The organism is Citrobacter sp. RHB25-C09 (assembly GCF_013836145.1).
In the GTDB taxonomy this organism is placed as follows: Bacteria; Pseudomonadota; Gammaproteobacteria; order Enterobacterales; family Enterobacteriaceae; genus Citrobacter_A.
Genome location: NZ_CP057483.1, coordinates 2,332,631 through 2,352,704, shown reverse-complemented (window position 1 = coordinate 2,352,704; position 20,074 = coordinate 2,332,631). Strand labels below are relative to the sequence as shown.

Annotated in this window: 19 protein-coding genes; 12 read left to right on the top strand and 7 right to left on the bottom strand. The window is 50.1% G+C overall.

The genetic code is table 11. The features are described from left to right. Positions 1-62 precede the first annotated feature (62 nt). The 3 genes from rssA to galU all read left to right on the top strand — a co-directional run bounded on the left by rssA (position 63) and on the right by galU (position 3,187). Complete coding sequence (gene rssA, locus HVY19_RS10955; protein WP_181680630.1) at positions 63-971, top strand: patatin-like phospholipase RssA; 909 nt, start codon at positions 63-65, stop codon at positions 969-971. 92 nt (positions 972-1,063) lie between these two features. Then, positions 1,064-2,077, top strand: coding sequence for a two-component system response regulator RssB (gene rssB / locus HVY19_RS10950; protein ID WP_181680629.1), 1,014 nt, complete (start codon positions 1,064-1,066; stop codon positions 2,075-2,077). A gap of 201 nt (positions 2,078-2,278) precedes the next feature. After that, positions 2,279-3,187 (top strand): UTP--glucose-1-phosphate uridylyltransferase GalU, encoded by a 909-nt coding sequence (gene galU, locus HVY19_RS10945; protein ID WP_181680628.1) that lies wholly within the window; start codon positions 2,279-2,281, stop codon positions 3,185-3,187. A 137-nt stretch (positions 3,188-3,324) separates the two neighbouring features. On the opposite strand, the gene hns is transcribed toward galU, so the two are convergent. After that, complete coding sequence (hns, locus tag HVY19_RS10940) at positions 3,325-3,738, bottom strand: histone-like nucleoid-structuring protein H-NS (RefSeq protein WP_012132196.1); 414 nt, start codon at positions 3,736-3,738, stop codon at positions 3,325-3,327. Positions 3,739-4,341: 603 nt separating this feature from the next. Here hns and tdk point away from each other — a divergent pair. Next, positions 4,342-4,959 (top strand): thymidine kinase, encoded by a 618-nt coding sequence (gene tdk / locus HVY19_RS10935; RefSeq protein WP_181680627.1) that lies wholly within the window; start codon positions 4,342-4,344, stop codon positions 4,957-4,959. A gap of 104 nt (positions 4,960-5,063) precedes the next feature. Here the strand turns inward: tdk and adhE are convergent, their stop codons facing one another. Beyond that, positions 5,064-7,739, bottom strand: a complete 2,676-nt coding sequence (adhE, locus tag HVY19_RS10930) for a bifunctional acetaldehyde-CoA/alcohol dehydrogenase (protein WP_181680626.1) — start codon at positions 7,737-7,739, stop codon at positions 5,064-5,066. Between the two features lie 559 nt (positions 7,740-8,298). Between adhE and ychE the strand changes: the two genes are divergently transcribed. From ychE to oppF, 6 genes are all read left to right on the top strand, one after another. After that, entirely contained in the window at positions 8,299-8,946 is a 648-nt protein-coding gene (gene ychE, locus HVY19_RS10925) for an NAAT family transporter YchE (protein ID WP_181680625.1), read from the top strand. 756 nt (positions 8,947-9,702) lie between these two features. Further along, positions 9,703-11,331: an oligopeptide ABC transporter substrate-binding protein OppA gene (gene oppA / locus HVY19_RS10920; protein ID WP_181680624.1), complete on the top strand. Its 1,629-nt coding sequence runs from the start codon at positions 9,703-9,705 to the stop codon at positions 11,329-11,331. A gap of 231 nt (positions 11,332-11,562) precedes the next feature. Continuing rightward, positions 11,563-12,483: an oligopeptide ABC transporter permease OppB gene (gene oppB / locus HVY19_RS10915; protein ID WP_181680623.1), complete on the top strand. Its 921-nt coding sequence runs from the start codon at positions 11,563-11,565 to the stop codon at positions 12,481-12,483. Between the two features lie 15 nt (positions 12,484-12,498). After that, positions 12,499-13,407, top strand: coding sequence for an oligopeptide ABC transporter permease OppC (gene oppC, locus HVY19_RS10910; protein WP_181680622.1), 909 nt, complete (start codon positions 12,499-12,501; stop codon positions 13,405-13,407). A gap of 11 nt (positions 13,408-13,418) precedes the next feature. Continuing rightward, a complete protein-coding gene (locus HVY19_RS10905) occupies positions 13,419-14,432 on the top strand; it encodes an ABC transporter ATP-binding protein (protein ID WP_181680621.1) in 1,014 nt (337 codons plus the stop codon). Beyond that, positions 14,429-15,433, top strand: coding sequence for a murein tripeptide/oligopeptide ABC transporter ATP-binding protein OppF (oppF, locus tag HVY19_RS10900; RefSeq protein ID WP_181680620.1), 1,005 nt, complete (start codon positions 14,429-14,431; stop codon positions 15,431-15,433). The genes HVY19_RS10905 and oppF overlap by 4 nt, the downstream gene beginning before the upstream one ends. 107 nt (positions 15,434-15,540) lie before the next feature. Here oppF and HVY19_RS10895 read toward each other — a convergent pair whose 3' ends face one another. Then, on the bottom strand, positions 15,541-15,870 hold the full coding sequence (locus HVY19_RS10895) for an HI1450 family dsDNA-mimic protein (protein WP_042283511.1): 330 nt from the start codon (positions 15,868-15,870) through the stop codon (positions 15,541-15,543). A gap of 34 nt (positions 15,871-15,904) precedes the next feature. Next, positions 15,905-17,365: a cardiolipin synthase gene (gene cls / locus HVY19_RS10890; RefSeq protein ID WP_181680619.1), complete on the bottom strand. Its 1,461-nt coding sequence runs from the start codon at positions 17,363-17,365 to the stop codon at positions 15,905-15,907. 141 nt (positions 17,366-17,506) lie between these two features. Here cls and HVY19_RS10885 point away from each other — a divergent pair, with 141 nt between their 5' ends. Further along, positions 17,507-17,680, top strand: coding sequence for a YciY family protein (locus tag HVY19_RS10885; RefSeq protein ID WP_181680618.1), 174 nt, complete (start codon positions 17,507-17,509; stop codon positions 17,678-17,680). Positions 17,681-17,718: 38 nt separating this feature from the next. Here the strand turns inward: HVY19_RS10885 and HVY19_RS10880 are convergent, their stop codons facing one another. After that, positions 17,719-18,015: a YciI family protein gene (locus HVY19_RS10880; RefSeq protein WP_181680617.1), complete on the bottom strand. Its 297-nt coding sequence runs from the start codon at positions 18,013-18,015 to the stop codon at positions 17,719-17,721. 222 nt (positions 18,016-18,237) lie between these two features. On the opposite strand from HVY19_RS10880, the gene tonB reads away from it, so the two are divergent. Further along, positions 18,238-18,948 (top strand): TonB system transport protein TonB, encoded by a 711-nt coding sequence (gene tonB, locus HVY19_RS10875; protein WP_181684266.1) that lies wholly within the window; start codon positions 18,238-18,240, stop codon positions 18,946-18,948. 82 nt (positions 18,949-19,030) lie between these two features. On the opposite strand, the gene yciA is transcribed toward tonB, so the two are convergent. Both yciA and HVY19_RS10865 read right to left on the bottom strand, forming a co-directional pair. Next, on the bottom strand, positions 19,031-19,432 hold the full coding sequence (gene yciA / locus HVY19_RS10870; protein ID WP_181680616.1) for an acyl-CoA thioester hydrolase YciA: 402 nt from the start codon (positions 19,430-19,432) through the stop codon (positions 19,031-19,033). A 63-nt stretch (positions 19,433-19,495) separates the two neighbouring features. Beyond that, positions 19,496-20,035 (bottom strand): septation protein A, encoded by a 540-nt coding sequence (locus tag HVY19_RS10865; RefSeq protein ID WP_181680615.1) that lies wholly within the window; start codon positions 20,033-20,035, stop codon positions 19,496-19,498. Positions 20,036-20,074: the final 39 nt, after the last annotated feature.

Genomic DNA, 20,074 nt, shown 5'->3' with positions numbered 1-20,074 from the left:
TATGTTAACTGAGCGTGGGAGATGTTGCTACGCCCATAAGCCAGGGGATGTTTGTTGGTCAAATGAGAAAAATGAAAATAGGTCTGGCGCTGGGTTCAGGTGCAGCGCGAGGCTGGTCGCATATTGGTGTCATTAAAGCGCTCCAACATATGGGCATTGAAATCGACATCGTTGCAGGATGTTCCATCGGTTCGTTAGTCGGGGCTGCCTACGCCTGCAATAAATTGCCTGCACTTGAAGAGTGGGTCAGTTCCTTTAGCTATTGGGATGTTCTGCGTTTGATGGACCTCTCCTGGCGCAGGGGCGGACTGCTGCGTGGTGAACGTGTATTCAATCAGTACAGAAACGTCATGCCCGTCGCGGAGATTGAGCAATGTACGCGTCGTTTTGCAACGGTAGCGACCAATTTGAGTACGGGACGTGAAATATGGTTCACAGAAGGCGATCTCCATCTCGCGGTTCGGGCTTCGTGCAGTATCCCTGGTTTGATGTCGCCTGTTGCGCATAACGGCTACTGGCTGGTTGATGGCGGCGTAGTGAACCCTGTTCCTATTTCTCTCACCCGGGCGATGGGGGCGGACATTGTTATTGCCGTTGACCTGCAGCATGACGCGCATCTGATGCAGCAAGACTTACTCTCCCTTAATGTTAGCGATGACAGTGCCGATAATAATGGCGATGGGCTGCCGTGGCACGCGCGGTTAAAAGAGCGGTTGGGTAACATCACCACGCGTCGTGTCGTCACTGCACCTACCGCCATGGAGATCATGACGACCTCTATCCAGGTTCTGGAAAACCGCCTGAAACGTAACCGTATGGCGGGTGACCCTCCTGACATTTTAATTCAACCGTTCTGTCCACAAATATCGACATTAGATTTTCATCGCGCCAGTGCGGCCATTACGGCCGGACAGTTAGCGGTGGAGAAAAAGATGGACGAACTTTTACCGCTGGTGCGTACCGACGTTTGATGCACCTTTTTTAGCTACACTTAAGCAAATTCTGACAGGCGCGAGTGGTCATAGCATGCCACTATTGAGTGAAGCCAGTCAGGGGAGAAAACATGACGCAGCCATTGGTCGGAAAACAGATTCTCATTGTCGAAGACGAGCCGGTATTTCGCTCGTTGGTTGATTCGTGGTTTTCCTCTATGGGAGCAACGACGGCATTGGCAGCTGATGGGATAGAGGCGCTGGAACTCCTGAATAACATTACGCCTGATTTAATGATTTGCGATCTTGCGATGCCAAGAATGAATGGCCTTACTCTGGTTGAGCAGATTCGCAATCGGGGCGATCAGACGCCGATTCTGGTGATCTCCGCCACCGAAAACATGGCGGATATTGCTAAAGCGCTACGCCTGGGCGTCAATGATGTCCTGCTAAAACCGGTAAAAGATTTGACGCGTCTGCGCGAAACCGTTTTTGCCTGCCTTTACCCGAACATGTTTAATTCCCGGGTTGAAGAAGAGGAGCGTCTTTTTCGTGACTGGGATGCGATGGTGGAAAACCCCACGGCGGCCGCAAAACTACTCCAGGAACTCCAGCCACCCGTGCAGCAGACGATTTCGCATTGTCGGGTAAACTATCGACAGTTGGTGTCCGCAGACAAACCGGGATTGGTGCTGGATATTGCGCCGCTATCAGAAAATGACCTTGCCTTTTATTGTCTGGACGTTACCCGTGCTGGAGACAATGGCGTACTGGCGGCATTACTTTTACGTGCACTATTTAACGGCTTACTGCAAGACCAGCTTGCCCATCAAAATCAGCGTTTGCCGGAGTTGGGAACGTTATTGAAACAGGTCAATCATTTGCTTCGACAGGCCAATTTACCCGGCCAGTTTCCGTTATTGGTTGGCTATTACCACAGTGGACAACAAAACCTTATCCTGGTTTCTGCTGGCCTTAATGCCACATTAAATACCGGGATGCATAATGTCCAAATCAGTAATGGTGTTCCGCTGGGAACGCTGGGCAATGCTTATCTCAACCAAATTAGTCAGCGTTGCGATGCCTGGCAGTGTCAAATTTGGGGGGCTGGTGGTCGGCTTCGTCTTATGTTGTCTGCGGAATGAGCAATCGAGGAGGTGAATGCAAAATGCTTTACCCGGCGTCCTTTTCGGGTGTTACTATCTGCGCCAGTTTATTACGTATTTGTCTTAATTATTCAACCACGCATCCTTTTCGGACCAGAGGCTGGTGTCAGTCCTGATATACTCGGATGCGATACAGATTGATGATCACGCTCAATACATGAACAGTCCAGGAGAATTTAAATGGCTGCCATTAATTCGAAAGTCAAAAAAGCCGTTATCCCTGTAGCGGGATTAGGAACCAGGATGTTACCGGCGACAAAAGCCATCCCGAAAGAGATGCTGCCGTTGGTTGATAAGCCATTAATTCAGTATGTCGTCAATGAGTGTATTGCTGCGGGCATTACAGAAATTGTTTTGGTGACGCACTCTTCCAAGAATTCAATCGAAAACCACTTCGATACCAGTTTTGAACTGGAAGCCATGCTGGAAAAACGCGTTAAGCGTCAGCTGCTCGAAGAAGTGCAATCTATTTGTCCGCCACACGTCACCATTATGCAGGTGCGTCAGGGGCTGGCGAAAGGTTTAGGCCATGCGGTACTGTGTGCGCATCCTGTGGTCGGTAATGAGCCCGTTGCGGTTATTCTGCCAGACGTGATTCTCGATGAATATGAATCCGATTTAACCCAGGATAACCTTGCCGAAATGATCCATCGTTTCGACGAGACGGGTCATAGCCAGATTATGGTTGAACCTGTTGCGGACGTCACGGCTTATGGTGTGGTTGACTGTAAAGGAGTCGCACTGGCTCCGGGTGAGAGCGTTCCGATGGTTGGTGTCGTTGAGAAGCCGAAAGCGGATGTTGCCCCGTCTAACCTGGCCATTGTGGGCCGCTACGTGCTGAGCGCAGATATTTGGCCACTGCTGGCGAAAACACCTCCTGGTGCCGGTGATGAAATTCAGCTGACAGATGCCATCGACATGCTGATCGAAAAAGAAACCGTTGAAGCCTACCATATGAAAGGTAAAAGCCATGACTGTGGCAATAAATTAGGTTATATGCAGGCATTTGTTGAATATGGCATTCGACATAATACGCTGGGTGATGAATTTAAGACCTGGCTTGAAGACGAGATAGGTATTAAAAAGTAACCTCACTTTATTATTAACGTTTTGTAACGGCGCTGTTTCATAGCGCCGTTTTTTTATGCGCAGCGTGCCTAAAAAGGGGTAGATTACGCGCAAAAAAATCCCGCCAGCGGCGGGATTCTGTGCAAGTTAATTGCTGATTAACCCTTGATCAGGAAATCATCCAGCTGTTTACCTTGCTCTTCCATTGCTTTTTTGATCACAGCCGGTGTACGACCCTGACCAGTCCAGGTTTTAGTTTCACCGTTTTCGTCAACATAGCTATATTTAGCCGGACGTGCTGCACGTTTAGCTTTGGTGCCAGATTTAACAGCGGCCATGCTATTCAGCAATTCATTCGGATCAATACCGTCAGCAATCAGCATTTCACGATATTGTTGCAGTTTACGAGTGCGTTCTTCAACTTCTGCCGCTGCCGCGCTTTCTTCTTCACGACGCTCGTTTACAACAACTTCTAATTTTTCCAGCATTTCTTCCAGCGTTTCCAGGGTGCATTCTCTTGCCTGCGCACGAAGAGTACGGATGTTGTTCAGAATTTTAAGTGCTTCGCTCATTTTAGTAATCTCAAACTTATATTGGGGTGGTTTGTTACGCTAATAATAGAGCGTTAAATTCAGATGTGCAATAGCCAGGAATGTAAGGAATTCAAAATTCCGCTTTATTTTTTGGATCCAATAAATATCTGAACTTAAATTTTTCTTGAAGGAACACACAGAAAAGAGCTTATTGGCAGAGCGGTTACTCTATTTTTTGTGCTAAGACAGATGGACTTAGGTCACATTTTTTCGTGCAGTAATAGCGGGGCGGGGTAGCAATATCAACCCTTTGTATTAGCTTTGCTGACGAGTTATCTCTATTAGCTGGGTTCGGCGGTGAACGACTGGAACAATAAATCCTGGGTTTCCATTTAGTCACCGTTGATAAGCACTATTGATGAATATCCCGGCGCAATATGGTGAGAAATGAGATTAGTCGCGTGATGTTTGTTCAATTGTTAATACATATTTCCTCAATAACAATGAACGTTGGCGTTACAGGCGGCGGCTGGCAAGCGCCGTACATATACAGGGTAACCCTGGATGCTGGCACGGAAAATCAGAGAAATTATGGTACACTCCGTCCCGTCTTTATTTCACTCTGTTGAGGGTCTGTGGCCAATGGCGCAGCTATATTTCTACTATTCAGCAATGAATGCCGGTAAGTCGACTGCGTTACTGCAATCTTCATACAATTATCAGGAACGTGGGATGCGCACAGTCGTATATACGGCGGAAATAGACGATCGCTATGGCGCGGGTAAAGTCAGTTCACGCATTGGATTGTCTTCCCCGGCGAAACTGTTTAACCAAAATTCGTCCTTGTATAAAGAGATTGAGGCAGAAAACGCGCAGCAACGTATACATTGCGTGCTGGTAGACGAGTGCCAGTTTCTCACCCGACAGCAGGTCTATGAATTATCGGAAGTTGTTGATCAACTTGATATACCGGTATTGTGCTATGGATTACGTACCGATTTTCGCGGTGAGCTGTTTATTGGCAGCCAATACTTACTTTCCTGGTCAGATAAGCTGGTTGAATTAAAAACGATCTGCTTCTGTGGTCGCAAAGCCAGTATGGTATTACGTCTTGACCAGGCGGGAAGACCGTACAACGAAGGTGAGCAGGTGGTGATTGGTGGCAATGAGCGTTACGTTTCCGTGTGTCGTAAACACTATAAGGAAGCGTTGGAGGAGGGCTCTCTGACCGCCATTCAGGAACGCCACTCTCATCGTTGATTTTGCGTTACAGCACGCCTGAGCGTTATCTCCTGTTGCCACAATAGCAATAAAAAAACGGCCTCAATTGAGGCCGTTTTTACTCGCTTTAAACGGGATTCAGCTTAAGCGGATTTTTTCGCTTTTTTGTCAGCTTTTGGTGCTGCGACAACGTCTTTCTTCGCAGGAGTCCCTTCGCTGTATTCGCGGCCGTAGTAAGTATCCAGCAGAATCTGTTTCAGCTCGGAGATCAGTGGGTAACGCGGGTTAGCACCGGTGCACTGGTCATCGAAGGCATCTTCAGACAGCTTATCAACGTGGGCCAGGAAGTCAGCTTCCTGTACGCCAGCTTCGCGGATAGACTTAGGAATACCCAGCTCAGCTTTCAGGCTTTCCAGCCATGCCAGCAGTTTCTCAATCTTAGCTGCAGTACGGTCGCCCGGTGCGCTCAGACCCAGATGGTCAGCGATTTCGGCATAGCGACGGCGAGCCTGCGGACGGTCATACTGACTGAATGCAGTCTGCTTAGTCGGGTTGTCGTTCGCATTGTAACGGATAACGTTGCTGATCAGCAGGGCGTTAGCCAGACCGTGCGGGATGTGGAACTGAGAACCCAGTTTGTGCGCCATTGAGTGACAAACACCCAGGAAGGCGTTAGCAAACGCGATACCCGCGATGGTTGCTGCACTGTGAACACGCTCACGTGCTACCGGGTTTTTAGAACCTTCGTTGTAAGAGGCTGGCAGGTTCTCTTTCAGCAGTTTCAGCGCCTGCAGAGCCTGACCATCAGAGAACTCAGACGCCAGTACAGAAACATAAGCTTCCAGGGCGTGAGTTACCGCATCCAGACCACCGAATGCACAGAGTGACTTCGGCATTTCCATAACCAGGTTGGCATCCACAATCGCCATGTCCGGAGTCAAGGCGTAGTCAGCCAGCGGATATTTCTGACCTGTTGCGTCGTCGGTTACCACCGCAAACGGCGTAACTTCAGAACCGGTACCGGAAGTGGTGGTGACGGCGATCATCTTCGCTTTCACGCCCATTTTCGGGAACTTGTAGATACGTTTACGGATATCCATAAAGCGCAGCGCCAGTTCTTCGAAGTGAGTTTCCGGATGTTCGTACATGACCCACATGATTTTCGCGGCATCCATCGGGGAACCACCGCCCAGCGCGATAATCACGTCTGGTTTGAAGGAGTGCGCCAGCTCTGCACCTTTACGTACAACGGTCAGGGTCGGGTCAGCTTCAACTTCAAAGAACACTTCAGTTTCAACGCCAGCCGCTTTCAACACAGAGGTGATCTGGTCGGCATAACCGTTATTGAACAGGAAGCGGTCAGTCACGATGAGCGCACGTTTGTGGCCATCAGTAATCACTTCATCCAGCGCGATTGGCAGAGAGCCACGGCGGAAGTAGATCGATTTCGGAAGTTTATGCCACAACATGTTTTCAGCTCGCTTAGCAACGGTTTTCTTGTTGATCAGGTGCTTAGGACCAACGTTTTCAGAGATGGAGTTACCACCCCAGGAACCACAACCCAGAGTCAGGGAAGGTGCGAGTTTGAAGTTGTACAGGTCACCGATACCACCCTGAGATGCCGGGGTGTTGATCAGGATACGCGCGGTTTTCATCATCTGACCGAAGTGAGCAACGCGTTCTGGCTGGTTGTCCTGATCGGTGTACAGACAAGAGGTATGACCGATACCGCCCATTGCAACCAGTTTCTCAGCTTTGTTAACCGCGTCTTCGAAATCTTTCGCGCGATACATTGCCAGGGTAGGTGACAGTTTTTCGTGAGCAAACGGCTCGCTTTCATCAACAACTGTAACTTCACCGATCAGAATCTTAGTGGTTTCAGGTACGGAGAAGCCTGCCAGTTCAGCAATTTTATAAGCTGGCTGACCAACGATAGCCGCATTCAGGGCGCCATTTTTCAGGATGATATCCTGAACTGCTTTCAGCTCTTTGCCTTGCAGCATGTAGCCGCCGTGGCTGGCGAAACGTTCACGCACAGCGTCATAAACGGAATCAACGACAACAACAGACTGTTCAGACGCACAGATAACGCCGTTATCAAAGGTCTTAGACATCAGAACAGAAGCGACAGCACGCTTGATATCAGCCGTTTCGTCGATAACTACCGGAGTGTTACCCGCGCCAACGCCGATAGCCGGTTTACCAGAGCTGTACGCTGCTTTAACCATACCAGGACCACCAGTTGCGAGAATCAGGTTAATGTCCGGATGGTGCATCAGCGCGTTAGACAGTTCTACGGAAGGCTGATCGATCCAGCCGATCAGATCTTTCGGTGCGCCCGCAGCAATTGCAGCCTGCAGCACGATATCTGCTGCTTTGTTGGTTGCGTCTTTAGCACGCGGATGCGGGGAGAAGATAATCGCGTTACGGGTCTTCAGGCTGATCAGAGATTTGAAGATCGCAGTAGAAGTCGGGTTGGTGGTAGGTACGATACCGCAAATAATGCCGATAGGTTCAGCAATAGTGATAGTCCCGAAGGTGTCGTCTTCAGAGAGGACGCCACAGGTCTTTTCATCTTTATAAGCGTTATAGATGTATTCGGAAGCAAAGTGGTTTTTAATCACTTTATCTTCGACGATACCCATGCCGGATTCGGCAACGGCCATCTTAGCGAGAGGGATTCGAGCATCTGCAGCGGCCAGAGCGGCGGCGCGGAAGATTTTATCAACTTGTTCTTGAGTGAAACTGGCATATTCACGCTGGGCTTTTTTTACGCGCTCTACGAGTGCGTTAAGTTCAGCGACATTAGTAACAGCCATAATGCTCTCCTGATAATGTTAAACTTTTTTAGTAAATCATCTGCTCGCTTCGAGAGTATAGACTTTACAGTGTCTGTTTGTGTGACTCTCTAAAAATCAATCACTTACTTAACGTCCAGTTTGCTCTGATTTACTAAAAGAGCTTATGCGTTTTCGTCATTTAACTCTAACGCGTTACTTCCAGGTGGCGTAAGCAAGGTTACTCACTTCTGAGTAGTAATTATGTGATCTGGATCAAGATTAAGCAAAGCTGACACCTTTCAGCAGGCCATTTTAGCCATTAACGCTAAGTGTTGATGAATTGTAGTAATGAATGGAATAAAAGTTAACATAGGTAAAATAAATAAGTAACAGAAAATAAAGATGTCTTTTTCGCGCGTCAGCAGGTGAAATGTGCTATGAAAAGGCGTATCTTCGGCACGGTTTTACCCTGTACTTGTAGAGTGTCCGATTGACGGCTTTTGGCCCGTTCTGGCGCGGCGGCAACGCAACTGCACGACACAGGGTACTTTGTCACTGATAACTTTATTTCTATACGGCTAACGCTTCGGAGCTAACCGTGATTCAGACGCTGTTTGATTTTCCTGTTTACTTCAAGTTTTTCATCGGGTTATTTGCGTTGGTTAACCCGGTAGGGATTATTCCCGTTTTTATCAGCATGACCAGTTACCAGACGGCCGTGGCGCGTAATAAAACCAACCTGACCGCCAACCTCTCTGTCGCGATTATTTTGTGGACCTCATTATTTCTGGGCGATGGAATTCTGCAACTGTTCGGCATTTCTATCGACTCGTTCAGGATCGCGGGGGGCATCCTTGTGGTGACCATCGCAATGTCAATGATCAGCGGTAAGCTGGGTGAAGATAAGCAGAATAAACAGGAAAAATCAGAAACCGCAATCCGCGAAAGCGTCGGCGTTGTTCCGCTAGCTCTGCCACTAATGGCTGGGCCGGGTGCCATTAGCTCGACGATTGTCTGGGGAACGCGTTACCACAGCGTGATGTATTTGTTCGGGTTCTTTGTGGCAATCGCCATTTTTGCCCTCTGTTGTTGGGGGTTATTCCGTATGGCGCCGTGGTTGGTTCGCGTATTAGGACAAACGGGCATTAACGTGATCACCCGTATAATGGGTCTTCTGTTAATGGCGCTGGGTATTGAATTTATCGTAACGGGTATTAAAGCGATATTCCCTGGGCTTTTGAATTAATTCACTTTCATATGAAACGGAACCGTCATGGTTCCGTTTGTCTATTATTCATTGTCACCATCCTCACTTTTAGCCTTCTTAGCGTGAAATCGCTAAAACCCTACACTTCTTAAGCAAAATAAAAAATATTGATTTTATTGGTATTTATTAATGTACGTATGCTTTCTGAGCAGTCCTGTCATGTTATTTATCACACATCATTATCCGGGACTTGCTCAAGGTTTGGCGAAATGATATTAGTTAATTCAATGTCATTATAGATGAATGTGCTAAATAATAATCAATTGTTAAATTTTCATAGTCTATAGCGGTTGAGATGTCTTGTGACGCTTCATTCGTTATGCTTGAATGTTAACTGACTGATTAATTAAGAAAAAATTGAAAATAATCTGCTTCGGACCGTTCCCCGGAAGTCGTTTTTTTTCGCTAAAAGAGAATTGCTTAACAAATCTGTAAATTGTATTGGCGGCAGATCGGCGCATTTGTTATTTTCCGAAGGACTCATTTGCCGCCAAATAGCGCTCTGATGAGAATAATTTTCATCTGAATGTGTAGCAGATAAGAATGCGCTTTCGACAGGGAAAGCGCATACAGAATCGACGCAAGGCGGTCATACGAACCGCCAGAATAAATAAAGTCGGTGATAGCGTGCAGTGAACGACCTGACAGCAGAAAGTCTCCGGTGCTGTTCAGGGATCCTTAACGGGATTAACAGGCTGGTTAAACCAGTAATTATAATGAGGGAGTACAAACACAATGACCAACACGAAGAAAAGTTTAGTGGCTGCAGGGATCCTTTCTGCACTAATCGCAGGCAATGTTGCTCAGGCGGCGAATGTACCTGCCGGCGTGCAACTGGCAGAAAAGCAGACGCTGGTGCGTAATAATGGCTCGGAAGTTCAGTCACTCGATCCGCACAAAATCGAAGGTGTGCCGGAATCGAATATCAGCCGCGACCTGTTTGAAGGGTTAATTATCAGCGATGTTGAGGGCAAACCCTCTCCGGGCGTGGCGGAAAAATGGGATAACAAAGATTTTAAAGTCTGGACTTTCCATCTGCGTAAAGACGCGAAATGGTCTGATGGTTCACCCGTTACCGCGCAGGATTTTGTCTACAGCTGGCAGCGTCTGTCCGATCCAAATACCGCATCGCCTTACGCCAGTTATCTGCAATACGGCCATATCGTAAATATTGACGATATCGTTGCCGGGAAAAAGCCGGTCACCGATCTGGGCGTGAAAGCGATCGACGATCATACGTTTGAAGTCACCCTGAGCGAACCGGTGCCTTATTTCTACAAACTGTTGGTTCACTCCTCTGTTTCACCGGTGCCAAAAGCCGTTGTTGAAAAATACGGTGATAAGTGGACTCAGCCGGCCAACATTGTGTCTAACGGTTCATACAAGCTGAAAGACTGGGTCGTAAACGAGCGTATTGTGCTTGAACGTAATACCAACTATTGGGATAACGCCAAAACCGTTATCAACCAGGTGACCTACCTGCCAATCTCTTCCGAAGTGACTGACGTTAACCGCTACCGTAGCGGTGAAATCGACATGACCTATAACAACATGCCGATCGAGCTGTTCCAGAAACTGAAAAAAGAGATCCCGAACGAAGTTCACGTTGACCCGTATCTGTGCACCTATTATTACGAAATCAATAACCAGAAAGCACCGTTTACGGATGTTCGCGTGCGTACTGCGCTGAAGCTGGCGCTGGACCGCGATATCATTGTCAATAAGGTGAAAAACCAGGGCGATCTGCCAGCCTACAGCTTTACCCCGCCATATACCGACGGTGCGAAACTGGTTGAGCCAGAATGGTTCGGCTGGTCGCAGGAAAAACGTAATGAAGAAGCGAAGAAACTGCTGGCCGAAGCCGGGTATACCGCAGACAAGCCGCTGACTTTCAGCCTGCTCTATAACACGTCAGACCTGCATAAGAAACTGGCCATCGCCGCTGCGTCTATCTGGAAGAAAAACTTAGGCGTGAACGTGAAGCTGGAAAACCAGGAATGGAAAACGTTCCTCGATACCCGCCATCAGGGTAACTATGATGTTTCGCGTGCCGCCTGGTGCGCGGATTACAACGAACCCACCTCATTCCTCAACATGGTACTGTCTGACAGTTCAAACAACACGACTCACTATAAGAGCCCTGCGTTTGACAAAATTATTGCCGACACCCTGAAAGCGACAGATGACGCTCAGCGTACCGAGCTGTACAGCAAAGCAGAGCAGCAGCTTGATAAAGATTCTGCCATCGTTCCGGTGTTCTACTACGTCAACGCCCGTCTGGTGAAACCATGGGTAGGTGGCTATACCGGTAAAGACCCGATGGATAATATCCACGTTAAAGACTTGTATATTATCAAGCATTAATGGCAAAGGGTGGGGCAGTATGGGCTGTCCCACTGTGTCTTTTTCGTCGCTCTGTTCACACCTCTCTGCACGAAGAGAGGTATACCCTAAAAATTTGAGTTGCAGGAAGGCGGCGACGCAGCGAATCCCGGAGCTTACACAAACTAAGTGACTGGGGTTAGCGAGTGAAGCCAACGCGCTTGCAACTTGAAGTATGACGGGTATAAAGGCACACGCCAGAAGGTATGGGTTATGTTGAAATTTATCTTACGTCGCTGTCTGGAAGCCATTCCGACGCTATTCATTCTAATTACTATTTCGTTCTTCATGATGCGACTGGCACCGGGTAGTCCGTTTACCGGTGAGCGCGCGCTGCCAGCAGAAGTTCTGGCTAATATCGAAGCGAAATACCATCTTAACGACCCTATTTCTACGCAGTACTTCAGCTATCTGAAACAGTTGGCGCACGGGGATTTTGGGCCGTCCTTTAAATATAAAGATTACACGGTGAACGATTTAGTCGCCTCAAGCTTCCCGGTCTCCGCGAAGCTGGGTGCCGCTGCTTTTATCCTGGCGATTGTTCTTGGGGTGAGTGCCGGCGTAATTGCTGCGTTGAAGCAAAATACGCGCTGGGATTACACGGTGATGGGGGTCGCGATGACTGGAGTGGTTATCCCAAGCTTCGTGGTCGCTCCGCTACTGGTGATGATCTTCGCGATTACGCTTAAATGGCTCCCCGGCGGCGGCTGGAATGGCGGCGCGCCGAAATTTATGATTCTGCCGATGGTGGCATTATCGCTGGCGTATATCGCCAGTATCGCCCGTATCACCCGAGGTTCAATGATTGAAGTGTTGCACTCAAACTTCATTCGCACCGCGCGTGCTAAAGGGTTGCCGATGCGGCGTATTATCTTTCGCCACGCGCTGAAGCCGGCGTTACTGCCCGTGCTTTCCTACATGGGTCCCGCGTTTGTCGGGATCATCACGGGTTCAATGGTCATCGAAACGATTTATGGTCTGCCAGGTATCGGGCAACTGTTTGTGAACGGTGCGCTGAACCGTGATTATTCACTGGTGCTGAGCCTGACCATTCTGGTAGGGACGTTGACGATTGTATTTAACGCGATAGTCGATGTGCTATACGCCGTAATCGACCCGAAAATTCGCTACTGATCACTGGAGCTCGCGATGATGTTAAGTAAGAAAAACAGCGAAGCGCTGGAAAATTTCAGTGAGAAGCTGGAGGTCGAAGGGCGTAGCTTGTGGCAGGATGCACGTCGTCGATTCATGCATAACCGTGCGGCGGTTGCCAGTCTGTTCGTCCTGGTTCTGATCGCGCTGTTTGTCACGTTCGCGCCGATGCTGTCGCAGTTCACCTACTTCGATACGGACTGGGGAATGATGTCCAGTGCCCCGGATACCGAGTCCGGTCACTATTTTGGTACCGATTCGTCCGGCCGTGATCTGTTGGTTCGTGTCGCCATTGGCGGACGTATTTCACTGATGGTCGGCATTGCCGCAGCGCTGGTCGCCGTGGTAGTAGGCACCCTGTATGGCTCTCTTTCCGGCTATCTTGGCGGCAAAATCGACTCCGTGATGATGCGTCTGCTGGAAATTCTCAACTCCTTCCCGTTTATGTTTTTTGTCATTCTGCTGGTGACCTTCTTTGGGCAAAATATCCTGCTGATCTTTGTGGCTATTGGCATGGTGTCCTGGCTGGACATGGCGCGTATTGTGCGCGGGCAGACATTAAGTCTGAAGCGCAAAGAGTTCATTGAAGCGGCGCAGGTTGGCGGTGTTTCGACGGCTAATATTGTGCTTCGCCATATCGTGCCTAACGTGCTCGGTGTGGTAGTGGTCTACGCCTCATTGCTGGTTCCCAGCATGATTTTGTTTGAATCCTTCCTCAGCTTCCTGGGACTGGGTACGCAGGAACCCCTGAGCAGTTGGGGCGCGTTGCTGAGTGATGGTGCAAACTCAATGGAAGTTTCACCGTGGCTACTGCTGTTCCCGGCAGGTTTCCTGGTGGTGACCTTATTCTGTTTTAACTTTATTGGCGATGGCCTGCGTGATGCCCTCGACCCGAAAGACCGTTAAGGAGTGCAGCCATGAGCGTAATTGATACTGCAACCGCGCCGCTCGCGGAGCAAAGGGCTAACGCACTGCTGGACGTAAAAGATCTTCGCGTAACCTTCAGTACACCGGATGGTGATGTCACTGCCGTCAACGACTTGAACTTTACGCTGCGCGCCGGGGAAACGTTAGGGATTGTTGGCGAGTCCGGCTCTGGCAAATCACAGACGGCGTTTGCCCTGATGGGGCTACTTGCAGCCAATGGACGGATCGGTGGCTCCGCGACCTTCAGTGGACGCGAGATCCTCAATCTGCCGGAACGCGAGCTGAATAAGCTGCGTGCCGAACAAATCTCGATGATTTTCCAGGATCCGATGACCTCACTGAACCCTTATATGCGTGTGGGGGAACAACTGATGGAAGTGCTGATGCTGCACAAAGGCATGAGCAAAGCCGAGGCCTTTGAAGAGTCGGTGAGAATGCTGGACGCAGTTAAAATGCCCGAAGCACGCAAGCGGATGAAGATGTTCCCGCATGAGTTTTCCGGTGGGATGCGTCAGCGCGTGATGATCGCTATGGCGCTGCTGTGCAGGCCAAAATTGCTGATTGCTGACGAGCCGACGACTGCGCTGGATGTGACCGTGCAGGCGCAAATTATGACCCTGCTGAATGAACTGAAGCGGGAGTTTAATACCGCCATTATCATGATTACCCACGACCTCGGCGTTGTTGCCGGAATTTGTGACAAGGTGCTGGTGATGTATGCGGGCCGCACAATGGAATACGGCAGCGCGCGCGATGTTTTTTATAAGCCGGTGCATCCTTATTCGATTGGCCTGCTCAACGCCGTCCCGCGTCTGGACGGTGAGGGCGATGAAATGTTAACCATACCAGGGAATCCGCCAAACCTGCTGCGCCTGCCGAAAGGGTGTCCTTTCCAGCCGCGCTGTCCGCATGCGATGGATGTTTGTAGCACTACGCCGCCGCTGGAGGAGTTTAGTCCGGGAAGGTTGCGCGCCTGCTTTAAACCGGTGGAGGATCTGGTATGAATGCTGTAGATGAAAAACGTAAAGTCCTCCTCGAAATCGCTGACCTGAAGGTCCATTTCGATATCAAAGATGGCAAACAGTGGTTCTGGCAGCCGTCGAAAACCCTGAAGGCCGTGGATGGCGTGACCCTGCGGTTGTACGAAGGGGAGACCCTGGGCGTCGTGGGGGAATCAGGCTGCGGAAAATCAACCTTTGCCAGAGCGATTATCGGCCTGGTAAAAGCCACAGATGGAAAAGTGGCCTGGCTCGGCAAAGATCTGCTGGGGATGAAACCCGAAGAGTGGCGTGACGTGCGCAGCGATATTCAGATGATTTTCCAGGATCCTCTGGCGTCCCTGAATCCGCGCATGACCATTGGCGAAATCATTGCGGAACCGCTGCGGACATATCATCCGAAACTGCCTCGTCAGGAAGTCCGTGACCGTGTCAAAGCGATGATGATGAAGGTGGGGTTATTGCCTAATCTGATCAACCGTTACCCTCACGAGTTCTCAGGTGGGCAGTGTCAGCGCATAGGTATTGCGCGGGCGTTGATTCTTGAGCCGAAGTTGATCATCTGTGATGAACCTGTCTCTGCGCTGGATGTTTCGATTCAGGCGCAGGTCGTCAACCTGTTGCAAAAACTTCAGCGTGAAATGGGCTTGTCACTGATTTTTATTGCCCACGATCTGGCGGTGGTCAAGCATATTTCCGATCGCGTGCTGGTGATGTATCTGGGACATGCTGTGGAACTGGGAACCTATGACGAGGTGTACCACAACCCGTTGCACCCTTATACCAAAGCGTTGATGTCCGCAGTGCCGATCCCGGATCCCGATCTGGAAAAAAACAAGACCATTCAACTGCTGGAAGGGGAACTCCCCTCACCAATTAACCCGCCGTCAGGCTGCGTGTTCCGCACCCGCTGCCCGATTGCCGGGCCGGAATGCGCCAAAACGCGTCCGGTTCTGGAGGGCAGTTTCCGCCATGCGGTTTCTTGCCTGAAAGTCGACCCGCTATAAAAAAAGAGCTGCGATGGCGGCTCTTATAGTGTATGCCTGATGGCACTACGCGTATCAGGCATACAATTTGCAGCCCAGAAAAAGCGCTTACACCACCATCCGGCGGATTATTCGCGCCAGAGGATGTGGCAAAGCTTGTGGTCTTTTTCTCGACACAGCAAAACGCGGGCAAAAATATCGTTAATTTCGCCGTCTTCGCTATCCGCCAGACCAATGACCACTTCCGCGAAGAAGTCCGGGTTCAGATCGTAATCGACATGTTCCTGCCAGTCTTCGGACGGATCAAAAAGCTCGGCGCCGCCGCGCTCCTCAAACTGTAAATTGAACAGAATGATATCAGCCGGGTCGAGGTTATCGGCTGCCAGTTCGAGAAAAATATCATAAGCCTGCTCAAGCGTTTCATCTTCAGTCAGGCGATTGTTTAAATCCATATCCATAGTGACTACCTGTTAACCTTCTATTGGGCACGTTTTACAGCAACGGACTGAAGAAGTAAAACAGTCGCTCGGTGATTCGCTGCCAGAGTGGTCGTTTTAACCACTGATGTACGTCAAGCAGACGGGAACGGGAGAGATAATCGTCCTGTACTGCGGCCAGATCGCCGCCGAACCCGATGTCGTCGATGACCAGCGTGATCTCAAAATTGAGCCACAGGCTGCGCATATCGAGATTAACCGTTCCCACCAGACTCAGTTCACCATCAACCAACACGCTCTTGGTATGGAGTAATCCGCCTTCAAACTGGTAAATCTTAACGCCGGCCGCCAGCAGTTCAGAAAAGAATGCGCGACTTGCCCAACCGACGAGCAGTGAATCGTTCTTCAGCGGCAGAATAATGCTGACATCAACCCCGCGCTGAGCAGCGGTACAAATGGCATGTAGCAAATCGTCGCTGGGAACGAAGTAGGGGGTGGTCATGATCAAATATTCACGTGCCGAGTACGTGGCAGTCAGCAGCGCCTGGTGAATGAGGTCTTCCGGAAACCCCGGCCCCGAAGCGATAGTATGAATCGTGTGTCCACTGGCCTGCTCAAACGGCATCACGTTGGCGTCTGGCGGTGGCGGCAGGATCCGTTTACCGGTTTCAATCTCCCAGTCGCAGGAATAGACAATCCCCATTGCGGTGGCGATAGGACCTTCCATTCGCGCCATCAAATCTACCCACTGACCGACACCGGCGTCCTGCTTGAAAAAGCGCGGATCCACCATATTCATACTGCCGGTGTAGGCGATATAGTTATCAATCATCACCATTTTCCGGTGCTGACGCAGGTCCATCCGGCGCAGGAATACACGGAAGAGATTGACCTTCAGCGCTTCAACCACTTCGATGCCCGCATTGCGCATCATGGCCACCCAGGGGCTGCGGAAAAATGCCACGCTGCCTGCGGAATCAAGCATCAGACGGCAGTGGATACCGCGTCGAGCGGCAGCCATCAACGATTCAGCAACCTGATCCGCCATTCCGCCAGGCTGCCAGATATAAAACACCATCTCAATGTTATGCCGCGCCAGTTGGATATCGCGGATCAGCGCCTGCATGACGTCATCTGAATCCGTCAGAAGCTGGAGTTGGTTGCCTTTAACGCCTGCAATCCCCTGACGACGTTCACAGAGTTTGAACAGCGAGGAGGCAACGCTGCTGTTTTCTTCAGCGAAGATATGTTTACAGGCTTTAAGGTCGGTAAGCCATTTCGCCGTAGATGGCCACATGGCGCGCGCGCGTTCTGCGCGACGTTTTCCGAGGTGGAGTTCCCCCACAGACAGATAAGCAATGATCCCTACCAGCGGCAGAATATAGATGATCAGCAACCAGGCCATCGCGGAGGGGACCGCACGACGTTTCATCAAAATACGTAGCGTTACACCGGCAATGAGCACCCAGTAGCCCAGAATGATCAGCCAACTCACCACCGTGTAGAAGGTTGTCATAGTTTAAAAATCCTTTTGAAAGCGCATTGTTAAGAGTTTACGCGCCAGGATTCATCTGGCAAATAAAAACACCGGAAAAGCGCTAGTCTGCCTGGCGACGAGGGGTATAATGCCGACTCTTGCATTGTAAGAGTAGGTATCATGAAGCGTAGTAGAACGGAAGTGGGACGCTGGCGAATGCAGCGTCAGGCGAGCCGCCGAAAAGCGCGCTGGCTTGAAGGGCAATCGCGTCGCAATATGCGCATCCACACAATCAGGAAGTGTATCCTGAATCATCAGCGTAACTCGCTGCTATTTGCGATCCACAGTCTCTGAACGAAAAGGGCACCGTTCGCGGTGCCCATTGACACTTCTCAAAACGTCTTCTTAAACGGTTTTACAGAAACCTGCGCGTAAACCCCTGCTGCAACATAAGGATCGGCATCAGCCCAGGATTTTGCCTCTTCCAGCGAGTCGAATTCGGCAATGACCGTTGATCCGGTAAAGCCTGCGGCACCGGGATCGTTGCTGTCCACGGCAGGCATCGGGCCTGCGGTCAGGAGACGGCCTTCATCGCGTAGCAGTTGTAAACGTGCCAGATGTGCCGGGCGAACTGAAAGACGCTTTTCAAGCGAGTTGTCAAAATCTTGCGCGTATATGACATAAAGCACGTGGAGCTCCTTGTTCGGTGAAAGACGTTAAATACGTTATTTTAAAGGCCTGGTAACTGCAACGGAAAGATAGCGACTTTGTTAAGACCATTCTTGTAATGAGGTTTTTTTAGGAATATTTTGCGTTTTACGTGCCACAGAGCGTGATGGCTTATTGAATATGATTGCTATTTGCATTTAAAATCGAGGCCTGGTTTTTCTACTGAAACGATTATGACTTCAATGACCCTTGATTTACCTCGTCGCTTTCCCTGGCCAACGCTGCTTTCCGTCGGAATTCACGGTGCTTTAGTGGCGGGTCTGCTGTATACCTCGGTACATCAGGTTATTGAACTGCCGGCTCCCGCGCAGCCTATCTCGGTAACAATGGTTTCGCCTGCCGATCTTGAGCCACCGCAGGCGGTTCAACCACCGCCGGAACCGGTTGTCGAGCCTGAGCCGGAACCTATTCCTGAACCGCCAAAAGAAGCACCGGTGCTCATTGAAAAGCCGAAGCCAAAGCCTAAACCTAAACCGAAGCCGGTGAAAAAGGTGCAGGAGCAGCCTAAGCGTGACGTCAAACCCGCTGAGCCGCGCCCGGCATCGCCGTTTGAAAACACCGCGCCGGCACGCCCGACGACCAATACTGCGCCAGTAACCAGTAAACCGGCGGTTAGCGTACTGTCAGGCCCTCGTGCACTGACCCGTAATCAGCCGCAGTATCCGGCGCGCGCGCAGGCGTTGCGTATTGAAGGTCGGGTGAAAGTGAAGTTTGATGTGACATCAGACGGACGCGTTGAGAACGTGCAAATTCTCTCGGCACAGCCTGCCAATATGTTTGAACGTGAAGTGAAGAATGCGATGCGCAGATGGCGTTATGAAGCGGGTAAGCCGGGTTCCGGGCTGGTGGTCAACATCGTGTTCCGCCTGAACGGCACCACGCAAATCAATTAAGGTCGGTTTGCAATCGGGCCTACAGTGTCTTCACCTGTAGGCCCGATCAGCGAAGCGCCATCAGGCGCGATATCCCTCGGGATTATTCGGTTACCGGAAGCGGGCGAGGCTTGCCATCTGGATCAACCGCGACATAGATAAACAGCGCTTCTGTTGCCTTGTAGCGCTGCCCGAGCGGTTCAGAGGCGACCTTTTTGACCCAAACCTCGATATTAATGCTCACCGACGTCGTCCCACGCTTAACGCAACGCGCATAACAGCAGACGACGTCACCGACCGCGACGGGGCGGAGAAACGTCATCCCTTCAACGCGAACGGTCACCACGCGCCCATGGGCGATCTCTTTTGCCTGAATCGCACCGCCAATATCCATTTGCGACATTAGCCAGCCGCCAAAAATATCACCGTTGGCGTTGGTATCGGCAGGCATCGCCAGAGTTCGTAAAACCAATTCGCCCTGCGGAGTAGGATTTGTTGTTGTCATTCTAAAACCGACTATTGAATAAAGAGTAGAGAAAAGCCAGACCCGTAGGTCTGGCTGGAATGCTTACGACTTATCTTCCTGGGGCAGGTAGCGATAGATATAAACGCCACTCAAGAGGGTAAAGATAAGCGTCAGTGCGGTCAGACCGAACACTTTAAAGTTAACCCAGATATTCTCCGGGAGCCAAAACGCGATGTAGATGTTTGCGAGACCGCAGAGAATAAAGAAGATGGCCCAGGCGATATTGAGTTTTGACCACACATGCTGAGGCAGCGTCAGTTCTTTACCCAGCATGCGTTGAATCAACGGTTTTTTCATTACCCACTGGCTGAACAGTAACGCACCGGCAAACAGTCCATAAATGACCGTGACCTTCCATTTGATAAATTCGTTGCTATGGAAACCGATGGTCAGCCCGCCAAAAATGGCGACCATTATGAAGGTAATCAGCGCCATCTTCTCGATTTTGCGATAGCGAACCCAACTGTAAATCAGCACAATCGCCGTCGCGATAATCAGTGCGTAAGTTGCGGCAAAGATGTCATACATTTTGTAAAACACAAAAAAGACAACCAGCGGCAAAAAATCAAGAAACTGCTTCATTCTTCGATACCGTAATTAAAAGCGTCAGGCGCAATTGCC

Coding starts and splice junctions, on each gene's coding strand:
- rssA (WP_181680630.1), top strand. CDS start 63: ATGAGAAAAATGAAAATAGGTCTGGCGCTGGGTTCAGGTGCAGCGCGA.
- rssB (WP_181680629.1), top strand. CDS start 1,064: ATGACGCAGCCATTGGTCGGAAAACAGATTCTCATTGTCGAAGACGAG.
- galU (WP_181680628.1), top strand. CDS start 2,279: ATGGCTGCCATTAATTCGAAAGTCAAAAAAGCCGTTATCCCTGTAGCG.
- hns (WP_012132196.1), bottom strand. CDS start 3,738: ATGAGCGAAGCACTTAAAATTCTGAACAACATCCGTACTCTTCGTGCG.
- tdk (WP_181680627.1), top strand. CDS start 4,342: ATGGCGCAGCTATATTTCTACTATTCAGCAATGAATGCCGGTAAGTCG.
- adhE (WP_181680626.1), bottom strand. CDS start 7,739: ATGGCTGTTACTAATGTCGCTGAACTTAACGCACTCGTAGAGCGCGTA.
- oppA (WP_181680624.1), top strand. CDS start 9,703: ATGACCAACACGAAGAAAAGTTTAGTGGCTGCAGGGATCCTTTCTGCA.
- oppB (WP_181680623.1), top strand. CDS start 11,563: ATGTTGAAATTTATCTTACGTCGCTGTCTGGAAGCCATTCCGACGCTA.
- oppC (WP_181680622.1), top strand. CDS start 12,499: ATGATGTTAAGTAAGAAAAACAGCGAAGCGCTGGAAAATTTCAGTGAG.
- HVY19_RS10905 (WP_181680621.1), top strand. CDS start 13,419: ATGAGCGTAATTGATACTGCAACCGCGCCGCTCGCGGAGCAAAGGGCT.
- oppF (WP_181680620.1), top strand. CDS start 14,429: ATGAATGCTGTAGATGAAAAACGTAAAGTCCTCCTCGAAATCGCTGAC.
- HVY19_RS10895 (WP_042283511.1), bottom strand. CDS start 15,870: ATGGATATGGATTTAAACAATCGCCTGACTGAAGATGAAACGCTTGAG.
- cls (WP_181680619.1), bottom strand. CDS start 17,365: ATGACAACCTTCTACACGGTGGTGAGTTGGCTGATCATTCTGGGCTAC.
- HVY19_RS10885 (WP_181680618.1), top strand. CDS start 17,507: ATGAAGCGTAGTAGAACGGAAGTGGGACGCTGGCGAATGCAGCGTCAG.
- tonB (WP_181684266.1), top strand. CDS start 18,238: ATGACCCTTGATTTACCTCGTCGCTTTCCCTGGCCAACGCTGCTTTCC.
- yciA (WP_181680616.1), bottom strand. CDS start 19,432: ATGACAACAACAAATCCTACTCCGCAGGGCGAATTGGTTTTACGAACT.
- HVY19_RS10865 (WP_181680615.1), bottom strand. CDS start 20,035: ATGAAGCAGTTTCTTGATTTTTTGCCGCTGGTTGTCTTTTTTGTGTTT.